This window comes from Methyloceanibacter marginalis (assembly GCF_001723295.1).
GTDB lineage: Bacteria > Pseudomonadota > Alphaproteobacteria > Rhizobiales > Methyloligellaceae > Methyloceanibacter > Methyloceanibacter marginalis.
Genome location: NZ_LPWD01000062.1, coordinates 1 through 10,350, shown reverse-complemented (window position 1 = coordinate 10,350; position 10,350 = coordinate 1). Strand labels below are relative to the sequence as shown.

6 protein-coding genes and 2 pseudogenes are annotated in these 10,350 nt (G+C 57.9%); 5 read left to right on the top strand and 3 right to left on the bottom strand.

Annotated elements, in window-relative coordinates; all coding sequences use genetic code 11:
• The 3 genes and pseudogenes from AUC71_RS03155 to AUC71_RS03145 all read right to left on the bottom strand — a co-directional run.
• Positions 1–1,415 (bottom strand): annotated as a pseudogene (locus AUC71_RS03155) (efflux RND transporter permease subunit); the annotation flags it as partial.
• Positions 1,412–2,662 (bottom strand): efflux RND transporter periplasmic adaptor subunit, encoded by a 1,251-nt coding sequence (locus AUC71_RS03150; RefSeq protein WP_069623107.1) that lies wholly within the window; start codon positions 2,660–2,662, stop codon positions 1,412–1,414. The gene AUC71_RS03150 and the pseudogene AUC71_RS03155, both read right to left, overlap by 4 nt.
• Before the next feature lie 1,660 nt (positions 2,663–4,322).
• Entirely contained in the window at positions 4,323–4,538 is a 216-nt protein-coding gene (locus tag AUC71_RS03145) for a hypothetical protein (RefSeq protein ID WP_069623106.1), read from the bottom strand.
• A gap of 832 nt (positions 4,539–5,370) precedes the next feature.
• On the opposite strand from AUC71_RS03145, the gene AUC71_RS03140 reads away from it, so the two are divergent.
• From AUC71_RS03140 to AUC71_RS03120, 5 genes and pseudogenes are all read left to right on the top strand, one after another.
• Positions 5,371–6,018 carry a hypothetical protein gene (locus AUC71_RS03140; RefSeq protein WP_069623105.1) on the top strand — a complete coding sequence of 216 codons (648 nt, stop codon included), beginning with the start codon at positions 5,371–5,373 and terminating at the stop codon, positions 6,016–6,018.
• Between the two features lie 190 nt (positions 6,019–6,208).
• Complete coding sequence (locus AUC71_RS03135; RefSeq protein WP_069623104.1) at positions 6,209–7,537, top strand: site-specific DNA-methyltransferase; 1,329 nt, start codon at positions 6,209–6,211, stop codon at positions 7,535–7,537.
• Positions 7,518–7,958: a DUF5681 domain-containing protein gene (locus tag AUC71_RS20740; protein WP_342021749.1), complete on the top strand. Its 441-nt coding sequence runs from the start codon at positions 7,518–7,520 to the stop codon at positions 7,956–7,958. The genes AUC71_RS03135 and AUC71_RS20740 overlap by 20 nt, the downstream gene beginning before the upstream one ends.
• Positions 7,955–9,358, top strand: a complete 1,404-nt coding sequence (gene terL / locus AUC71_RS03125; RefSeq protein WP_083238029.1) for a phage terminase large subunit — start codon at positions 7,955–7,957, stop codon at positions 9,356–9,358. Before AUC71_RS20740 ends, terL begins: the two co-directional genes overlap by 4 nt.
• 494 nt (positions 9,359–9,852) lie before the next feature.
• Positions 9,853–10,350 (top strand): annotated as a pseudogene (locus tag AUC71_RS03120) (hypothetical protein); the annotation flags it as partial.

The following is a 10,350-nucleotide window of genomic DNA, read 5'->3' as shown; positions in this document are numbered from 1 at the left end:
GGTCTTGGTATAGGCGAGCGGCTTGAACAAGCGGCCTTCCTGGGCCTCCAGCGCGAAGATCGGCAAAAACGAGACAGTTATAATGAGGAGACTAAAAAACAGCGCGGGGCCAACCTCGACGGCAGCATCGATAATAATCTCTGTCCGCGGCTTCCCCGGGGGCGCGCGTTCGAGATGCTTGTGCGCGTTCTCGATCATCACTATGGCCGCGTCAACCATTGCGCCTATAGCAATGGCAATGCCGCCAAGGCTCATGATATTGGACGACAGGCCTAATATCCACATGCAGATATAGGCGATCAGAACTCCGAGCGGCAGCGTGATGATTGCAACGAGGGCACTGCGCGCGTGCAAGAGGAACACGACAGACACCAACGCAACGATAATACTTTCCTCGACGAGGGTGCGCTTCAGCGTGTCGATGGCACGGTAGATCAAGTCAGATCTGTCATAGACAGTATCGAGTGACACGCCCTTAGGAAGACTAGGCGCTAACGTCGAAAGTCGATCCTTCGCGCTCTGAATAACCGACAGGGCATTCTCACCAAAACGTTGAAGCACAATTCCCGAGACGACTTCCCCCTCTCCGTTTAATTCAGTAATCCCGCGACGCTCGTCTGGCACGAGTTCGACCTGTGCGACGTCCCTGAGGAACACCGGCACGCCCTTTTCACTCTTGACGACGATCTGTTCTAGGTCCGAGATGTTCTTGATATACCCACGGCCGCGCACCATGTATTCACGTTCGGAAAGCTCGACGGTCCTGCCGCCGACATCCATGTTGCTATCACGAATGGCATCTTTGATCTTGGCAAGCGGGATACCGAAAACCTGTAGGCGGCGCGGATCGACGACGACACTGTACTGCTTGACGAACCCCCCGACGCTCGCGACCTCGGCGACGCCGTGCGCCTTCGATAGGCCAAACCGAACATACCAGTCCTGGATCGTGCGAAGCTCGGCCAGGCTTTTTTGCGTCCCGCGCACCACATATTGATAGACCCAACCGACGCCGGTTGCGTCCGGGCCGAGCTCTGGAGTAACGCCAGAGGGAAGATCCTGAGCGGCGGCGCTCAGGTATTCGAGAACCCGTGAGCGGGCCCAATAGATGTCGGTGCCGTCCTCGAATATCACGTAAACGAACGATGCCCCGAAATAGGAGAAGCCACGGACGACCCGCGCCTCGGTACGGTTAGCATAGCCGTGGTAAGCGGATAGGTGACCTGATCCTCGACGACCTGAGGCGCCTGGCCGGGATACTCTGTAAACACAATGACCTGGACGTCGGATAGGTCGGGTATGGCGTCCAGTGGCACCTTGGAAACCGCATATATTCCGGCCAAGGTGATAAGGATGGTCGCCAGCCCAACCATAAAGACGTTGCGGCCCGACCAGCGGATGAGTCTCGCGATCATGATTTGGGTTCCTGCTGGTCGAATCCCGTCAAGGCCGCTTTGAGGTTGCTTTCGGCGTCAATCAAGAAGGTCGCCGACGTGACTACCTCCTCTCCTTCTTCGACGCCCTTGAGGATTTCAACATGCCTGTTGTCTCTGCGACCGAGCGTGACATCGCGCGGCTCGAATCGTCCCTCCCCTCTGGCCACCAGGACAACCTCGCCTGTACCGTTATCCATTATGGCACTGGCCGGAACAACAATGACCGGTGGCTCTTCAGTGCTTGTCTGGAAAACCACATCCGCGTACATGCCGGGCCGCAAGTCGCCGTCCGGGTTCGGCAGCTCGATGCGGAGAGAGATCGTCCGTGTGGCAGGCTTCATCATTTCCGGGTAAATGAATGTCACTTCCCCTTCGCGCGGCGCGTTAGGAAATGCCCTGAGCGTCACGGTGGCGGAGGTACCAACCTTTACGTCTGCAATGTCAGATTCGGCGACCTCTGCGATAACCCACACCCTGGAACGGTCCGCAATACGGAACAACTCATCTCCGGCCATCACGCGCTGGCCTTCGATGACATTCTTCGCGATCACGTCGCCGGTGGCAGGAGAAAGCCAATCGAGCGTTCGCGGATTGGTCTTGGTTTTTTGCACCTCTTCAATACGAGCCTCCGGTACGTCGAGGTTCCGTAATTTCTGCTTGGCTCCCTCAAGGTCTCGGGTGGCACCAGATCGACCTTGTGCGCGCATAGAAACCAACAGGTCCACCTGAGCCAATTGAATCTGAGGGCTGTAAAACCGGAAGAGCGGTTCTCCGACTTTGACGTGCTGGCCGGTCTTCTCGACAAACAGCTTTTCGACGTAGCCGTCAGAGCGAGCGCTGACGATCGTCAGAAGAGATTCGTCATATTCCACAACGCCGACGCCGCGGATGGTACGCGAGAGAGCCTGGGACCTCACCATTTCGGTCTTAACGCCGCTTCGCTGGATCTTGTCGAGACTGACCTTGACGGTGTCGTTATCATCGACCTCATCGGCATAGACTGGGATGTAGTCCATGCCCATCGAATCCTTCTTCGGCACCGGAGACGTGTCAGGCAGCCCCATAGGGTTGCGGTAATAAAGAATTTTTCGGCCGTCTTCAGCCGCCGTCTGCGCGCCATTAGCGCCCGCCGAAACCGGTTCAGCGTGCTGCAAATACCAATAGCTCCCGGCTGCGCCGGCCATGAGGCCAGCAGCCAGGATCGTCAAATACATGAACTTCTTCATAAGGCGTCTCCAAATCCTGGTTCAGAAACCTGCATGAGGGCAGGAGAGAACGGATCAGTTCGCGTGGCGCGAGCGGATTCTCGCGCGATGCAACACGGATCAATCAGGATTCAGACGCGGGGCGGCGGTGATGGGGGGAAGTGGATAGGCGGCTTCGCGGTCTCCTCCGAAAGTCTAAGCTTCTCGGAGACGCGGCCGCCTAGCGACGCCTGGAGGACCCAGGGAGGGTAGCGAATACGCTGAAGCACTTGAGGAGACAACCCGACATTTTCGAGCAGCCGTCCATGTGACCTTCACATGCTACTCCGCCCGCACAATCGTCGAGACCGACCGAGAGGCTGACAGGCTCCTGCGAAAATGCGGACGCGCTAAATGCCCCAATCGGCGACCACGTGACCGAAATGGCGATTAAAGCAACAATAAGAGAGCGGATCTTGAGCATAGCGGCCGTTAATAAATAGGATCGAGTCCATATGCCGTCAATAGCATATCTAAGGTGCTTCACTGCAACAGAATTACTAGCCGGTCGGCCCTTTCCTAAGGCCGACCGGCCTTCGAAACGTTGATCTAACGTTCAGACTGTTCGGTTTCAGTCTGTCGCGTCTGTTTCGGACCCGGACAGACAGCAGAGCCACATTTTCCTAAGTTGTGATAAACGTTGTGGTGCGCAAATGCTGCGTCCGGCGCCATACCTGCAGCAACAACCGCTGCTGCGAACATGGCAATCGCAAGTGACTTTTGCATAGTCACTCCTTTGAGCGTCTAGAGGTTTCGCGTGTCGGATAGGCAACGGCCATCGGACCATCCTGCGACTGGTTCGACCCAAAAGGGTGCTCAAACGAGGCGATATGTACGAGGAGGAGGTATCGGAGGGGCAGTTGCGACGCTCAGCGACTGTGAAAATGCTGTGGGGCGCAGAAAGGCGACCGTAGGAGGTCTAACCAGAGCTAGATCGGTCGACAAGCCAAAGGAAGTACATGGACCCCAGCACACCACCGGCACGACGCAAGGTTCGCCGCAGATGTCACACTGCGCGCAGTCACCTTGGAGATTGCCTGCGATGACAAAATTTGCTTCTGAACCTTCAACAAGCGCATGTGAGGGGATCAAACCCATCACTGCGAACATCATAAAGATCGCCGCCACTAGCGAACTTTGCCTTGAACATGACTGACCGACCATAACGCCAGTCTTATCCAAACGCTAAAAACGTCAAGGCACCGATGATCAAATATTTGGCATCGATAGACCGGGATGGCTCTGCGCTCGGGTCTCATTCCTCATATGATGAGCAAGCGTATTGCTGCCCCGATGGTCGACGGCGTTGTCTTGGCACTACTTGTCTCTCCTGCCCTCTTCGCCTTCCGTTGCGGCTGATCTTTTAGAGAGGCGCGATAGCGCTCCGGTCAGGACCGTACAAGGAAGCATCCTACTTTTTGCCCCGATTGGACTCGTGTCGCAGCCTACGGAAACGAGAACTGAGGGTGGGCGCTTGTTGCCAATACGGAATTGGGTTCTTGCAGCTTTCATCGTGATAATCACAGCCGGCTGTTTGGCTGGACTGTCTATGCGTTCCTGAGCGCACTGGGTCTGACAAAAGAGGGCGCCGGACTATAGCCGACGCCCTCCTCACATTTCCTGGTTCTGTCCCCTGAGACAGCTAGCCTTTACATTTTGTCATGCCCTTCATCGCCATCATGGCGTCGGCCTCGGAGCCATAAATCCCCATCATGCTGAACTTTTCGGTCTCGCTCGGTGCGGTTTTCGAGACCGAGCACTTCTTGGTCGTCTTGTCGAACATTACGTGGAACTCGGCTGCGTAAGCCGGGACCGCAAACGCCCCGATCAACATGGCTGCTAGCAGATACTTTTTCATGGGGGCTACTCCTAAGAAATCCCCCTGAAGGCAGGATTGCCACAGAGGGCGGCGGGGAGGCTGCGCTACTTCCTGCGCTTCCGCAAGGCGAGACGACATCAAAGCTTAGTGAGAAGTTCGAAAACGGCGGCCTGGTGTGGTTACTTGTTTACTCGATCCAGCCTAGCTCTCGCGCCTTGTGGCGAGCTGCCCGAACGGCGTCAGCGCGAAACGCAGCAGCGGATGGGCTCGTGACGCTGGCTGGTAGCCAACTGCGCGTCATGATGAGGTGAGGCGTGCCCGCGTCTTTCTCATAGGTCACGGCGCAGTCGGTACCCGGCCTCGTTATGACGATGCTTTGCCCTATAACCTCTACCGAGAGGACATCCATAGCACCAGCTTACTAACTCTCAGCGGATTCTAGGGAACAATTCATGGCTCTTAAACCGAGTAACTTGGGGAAGCCCTGGCTAAGCGCAGTCGGGGCTTCTTTTCGGCAGCCCGCTAGGCTAAGCTTTCAAAGCAGGTAGCCTGCGTCATGAAGATGTTCCTTTGGCCCCGCTCCTATCCTTGATCCGGCGGGGCTTTCTTTTGCTACAAAGAAGGGGCCGGAGCGGCGCGCACCGTCGCGATTTCTTCCGAGCCTTGGATACCTAGAGAGGGCGTTCCACCCGTCCTGAACAGAGCTCATCGCGACGGGGGAGGAGTTGACTTAGCCAGTCAAGCGCCAGCGCAGAGGCCTCGTGCCCGGTAGGCTTTTGAGCCCAAGCTGCAGCAAAACGATCGACGCACCTACCGCCATCTCCCGATACAACGCCATTTACGACATCATTGAAACCTGTTATTAGGTTTTATGGTTGCGTATAAGAGAAACCAGGCCGCGGAGGCCATTTCGGCGGCGATCGGTCAAGGGCCGGTTCCCAGCGGCCCTTTGCGCACAGAGATGAAGCGTCTCTTGGACACTGATCGGAGCCTTGACATCGTTCCCGGCGCTAATGACCCCGAGTACGCCAACTACGCCTTCTACAGCGGCGAAGCGCCGGGTCGGGGGATTGAGGTGTGGTTCTCAGAGTACGAGATCTTCGCGCTCCGTCTGGGATTGAACTTGATGGAGCATGGCTGGCCACAGGCCACGGCTATTTCAATCCTCCGCTGCGCGCGCCCGGATCTAGAGCAAGCACATTCTCAAATCTTGCAATGGAATGCGACCGAGCTGTTCGATCAGAAAAAGATTCTAGAAGCTGCGCAACCCGGCACCCTCGCCGTATGGACCACGCGTCCGGTTCATCTCGTGATCGCCTCCCGGAAAGGCCGACCACGAGATCAAAGTTCGGACGAAACAAGAGAGATCGTGGTTCTTGAGGACGACGAGCTTATGCCGTTCCTGCGTCGGGAAGCTGGCATCTCATACACGATGGTTGAGCTGACCCGAATGGCGCACGACCTGAACACGGCACTGGCAAAAACAAGGCCGAGTAAACGTGGAAGGGGCAGTTCATGACTCTTCCCGAGAGCAATCGCCCTCGACGGTCGGCACAAGCGGCGACGTGGTCGCGCCAGCCATCCTCGCGTTCCAACGCCGCGGAACTCACCCGATAGGATCCACGATGAAAAAACCGCTGAAACAATCTCACACATTAAGAACCCAAGATCAGGTTTCTGCTTGCGGGCTGGCAGCGAAGCTGCCGTGGATGGTGGAGATGCTGCCCCCGGCATCCCTCAAGGCTGCCAAGCGGAATGCGCGCGTCCATAATAAAGCCCAGGAAGAAGCAGTCGCGAATTCGGTGCTCCATTTCGGGGTGATAAAGCCCGTCGTCATCGACGAGCAGAATCGGATCGTCGCCGGTCACGTCGTATGGCAAGCAGCGAAGAAGCTCGGACTGAAGCGGATCCCGGTCATTCGGGTTTCGCACCTGTCGGAAACAGAACTTCGCGCCTATGCGCTCGCCGATAATCAGCTCGCGACCAAAAGCGCCTGGGACATTGAGATTTTGTCACTCGAACTCGGTGAACTTGAGCTGGCGCTGCCGGAACTCGGCCTCGATCTCTCGATCACCGGCTTCGAGCCGGCCGAGATCGACGCGGTGTTCGACACCGTCGCCGAAATTGCCGCTGATCCCGCGGATGAGGTCCTAGAGCCTATCGAAGGACCAGCCGTGTCACGGGCAGGTGCTGTCTTCGCATTGGGCAACCATCGGCTTCTGGTCGGCGATGCGCGGGATGACGCGGCCTTCGCGCAGCTCATGGACGGTGAGGTCGCGGAGATGGGCATCCATGATCCACCCTACAATGTTCGCATTCAGGGCAATGTCGGCGGTCGCGGCCGCATCAAGCGCCGGGAGTTCATGTGCGCGTCCGGCAAAATGACCAGTCCCCAGTTCGAAGGCTTTTTGACGGATACGCTGCGTCAGTGCGCTTACCATTCGATCGACGGCGCCATCCATTACGTGTTCATCGACTGGCGTCATGTAGCCGAACTTACGGCCGCCGGCGCCGTGGCGTTCGACGAGCTCAAGAATATGTGCGTCTGGGTCAAAAGCACCCCGGGCATGGGCAGCTTCTATCGCAGCGAGCATGAGCTCGTCTTCGTCTTCAAGCATGGCCAAGCCCCCCATTTGAACAATTTCGGACTGGGGAGCGGGGGACGCAACCGCTCTAATGTGTGGCGCTATGCCGGCGTGAATACCTTCCGCGCCGGGCGCATGGATGAGCTCAAGATGCACCCGACGGTCAAGCCGGTCGCCATGATCGCCGATGCCATGCGCGACTGCTCCCGCCGTGGATCGATTGTCCTCGACGCCTTCGCGGGCTCCGGGACGACCATCATCGCCGCCGAACAGACCGGGCGGCGGGCCTTCTGCCTGGAGATCGACCCGCGCTACGCCGACGTGGCTATCCGCCGGTGGCAGAAGCTCTCGAAGCGGGACGCGATCCTCGTCGATACCGGTGAGACGTTTGACGAGCTCGCCGGCGCGGCCGGCCAAGCCGACCCATCTGCCAATGGGGGCGCAAATGAGTAAGGCAAAGCGCCCGGGAGGGCCTTCAAAGCCTCGAAAGACCCCAACCGGTGACTACCCCGTCGGCTATTGCCGGCCACCGGAGGCAACGCAGTGGAAGCCTGGCCAAAGCGCCCATCCCGCCGGGCGGCCGAGGGGCTCCAAAAACGAGGACACGATTGTCAGGGAGGTTATAAATCGAAGGGTCGCTCTGAGCCTGGGCGGCAAGGTTCGAAAGGTGAGCCTACTCGAAGCGGTGTGGACCAAGATCGCCGATGACGCTCTTAAGGGCAATGCGAAAGCTCAAGCACTCATCCTGAACCGCTCGCGCTTACTAGAGGCCGCGCCAGGCGAGCGCGTGATGCGGGAAGACGACGAGAAGGTCCTGCAGTCCTATTTGCGGCAGGTCGCGGCCGAAATCAAAGCCGCAGAGGAACATTCATGATGCCTATCGATCCTTTGGACGCGCTGGATGCGGCACTGCGCTCAAATTTCCGACTTTTCGTGGAACGCTGTTTTGTCCACCTCCATCATGGAGGGGAGTTCCTCCCAAACTGGCACCACCAGGCCATTGAGCATGCGCTCGGACAAGTCCTGCGAGGCGAGATCACCCGTCTGATTATAAATATCCAGCCGCGCTCTCTTAAGTCGCTGATCGTGTCGGTTGCCTATCCCGCTTTCGTGCTCGGACATGATCCCAAGAAGAAAATCTACGTCATTAGTTACGGCAACGAGTTGGCGGACAGGCACTCCAGTGACTTCAATTCAGTCGTCACGTCCGATTGGTACCAACGCGTTTTCCCCAACATGAGGATTAAAAAGGCGCTCGGAAATGAGGTCACCACCACCGAGCGTGGCTATCGCAGGTCGACCACGGTGATGGGTTCGCTCACCGGCATGGGCGGCGACTTGTTCATTTTGGATGATCCGCAAAAAGCCGTCGATGCCCAATCAGAGGTTCGGCGTGACAACGTCAATCAGTGGTTCTCCAACACGCTTATCTCGCGACTGGATTCTAAAAAGACGGGTGCAATCATCGTCGTTATGCAACGGGTCCACATGAACGACTTGTGTGGATTCCTCACCGAGGCAACGGATGATTGGAGCGTGCTGCGGTTACCGGCCATCGCCGAAGAGGACGAGCGCATTCCGATCGGCGTGAACAAGTTCCATCATCGGAGGGCTGGTGATGTGCTTCATCCGGCTCATGAATCGATAAAAGAACTGAAGAATCTCCAGAATATTATGCCCCCGGAGACTTTCGACGCGCAATACCAGCAGCGACCGGTGCCCGTAGGCGGGGCAATGATAAAGCGCGAATGGTTGCGCTATTACGAGCCACATGAGCTTCCAGAACGAACACACCGCTCCAAGGTGTTTTTGAGCGTTGACACTGCATCCAAAGACGGCGCGATGAACGATTGGTCGGTTTGCACCGCTTGGCTGTTTCACGCCCCCATCTACTATCTGCTCGGGTTAGTACGCGGTCGTTTTGAGTACCCGCAGTTGCGCGAAATAATCATCGCAGAGGCCAAGCATTATAAGCCACGCATCGTGCTGATCGAGGATGCACATACCGGAATCGCGCTCGCCCAGGAGCTTAAGAAGACGCTGAACAGGGCCGTGAAGCCCGTGCCTGTTGAGCGTGACAAGGTCGGCCGAATGTATGTCCAGCAGGAGAAGTTTTTCGCAGGCCACGTGCGCTTTCCCAGGGGCGCCCCATTCTTACCCGAGCTCGAGCGCGAGCTTCTGGCTTTTCCCAATGGCCCCCATGACGATCAGGTCGACAGCATTAGTCAGGCACTGAATCACAGGCTCTCGACCTATACGCTGGATAATATTTAAGACCGGGATCGATCGCTTCGAGCCGAGACGCGGCGTCAAACACATGCGGCCAGACAACGACAATCAGATCCCGCGGGATCATTTTATGCCGAAGCCCAATCCATGGCGCTGGGTGGGGCTGGCTCTCTTCTTCGCCGCGCTGGTTGCCTTCCTTGTGGCAATCGTCCGGCAGTCCCCAAGGTCCACACCAGCTTCGGCGTGGCGGACACGTTGTGGCGCGGCACACATAGCGTTCTGCCAGACCTTCCCCGATCAGTGTGCTGCCGACATCTTGGCTGTCGACCGTAAGCTTTGCGCAAAACCTCCCTGCATTGCAGCCGTCGTCTCGTTCTATGGCCGAAGATTCGACTGGACTTCAGCGCCACACAGAGCGTGCATGCTGCTGACGCAATGACGGACGGAAGCCTCCGTCAGCGCCTTTCCCTGGCCTCCTGGCCGGGCTGTGGGCGGTGGAAGCGCCGGCAACGGACCGGTGCGCCACGATGGAGGCAACCATGTCCAAGTCCCAACCCGAAACCGCCAAACTCAGCGACGCGCAGCTCGTGATCCTCAGCGCCGCGGCTCAACGCCCAGACGGATCACTCCTGCCCCTGCCGGAGAAGTTGGCTTCCAAGGGCGCTGCTCAAAACAGAGTCATGATCGAGATCCTGTGCAAACGGAAACTGGCTGAAGAAAGTCCGTCCAAGAATGCCGCACCCGAATGGCGTCGCGACAAGGAGGGTCGTCCACTTGGCCTGTTTATCGCAAAGAGCGGGCTCCTTGCCCTCGGCATCAACGAGACGGAGGAGACCAAGCCCTCGCAGGCGCCGGCAAGCATGCCGCGGCAACGCAAGACGGCCGCGAAACCGCGCCGCAAGGCCCGGAAGGCTTCTGTCGCCAAGTCTAAGGAGCCGGCAGCGCCTTCGCAAAGCAAGCAAGAGGCTGTGATCAAGATGCTGCGCCGGAAGTCGGGCGCACCATCGACGACATCGTCGCGAGACCGGATGGCAGAG

What these genes read in the sequence shown, in the direction of transcription:
- AUC71_RS03150 (WP_069623107.1), bottom strand. Translation starts at nt 2,662, where the DNA reads ATGAAGAAGTTCATGTATTTGACGATCCTGGCTGCTGGCCTCATGGCC.
- AUC71_RS03145 (WP_069623106.1), bottom strand. Translation starts at nt 4,538, where the DNA reads ATGAAAAAGTATCTGCTAGCAGCCATGTTGATCGGGGCGTTTGCGGTC.
- AUC71_RS03140 (WP_069623105.1), top strand. Translation starts at nt 5,371, where the DNA reads ATGGTTGCGTATAAGAGAAACCAGGCCGCGGAGGCCATTTCGGCGGCG.
- AUC71_RS03135 (WP_069623104.1), top strand. Translation starts at nt 6,209, where the DNA reads ATGGTGGAGATGCTGCCCCCGGCATCCCTCAAGGCTGCCAAGCGGAAT.
- AUC71_RS20740 (WP_342021749.1), top strand. Translation starts at nt 7,518, where the DNA reads ATGGGGGCGCAAATGAGTAAGGCAAAGCGCCCGGGAGGGCCTTCAAAG.
- terL (WP_083238029.1), top strand. Translation starts at nt 7,955, where the DNA reads ATGATGCCTATCGATCCTTTGGACGCGCTGGATGCGGCACTGCGCTCA.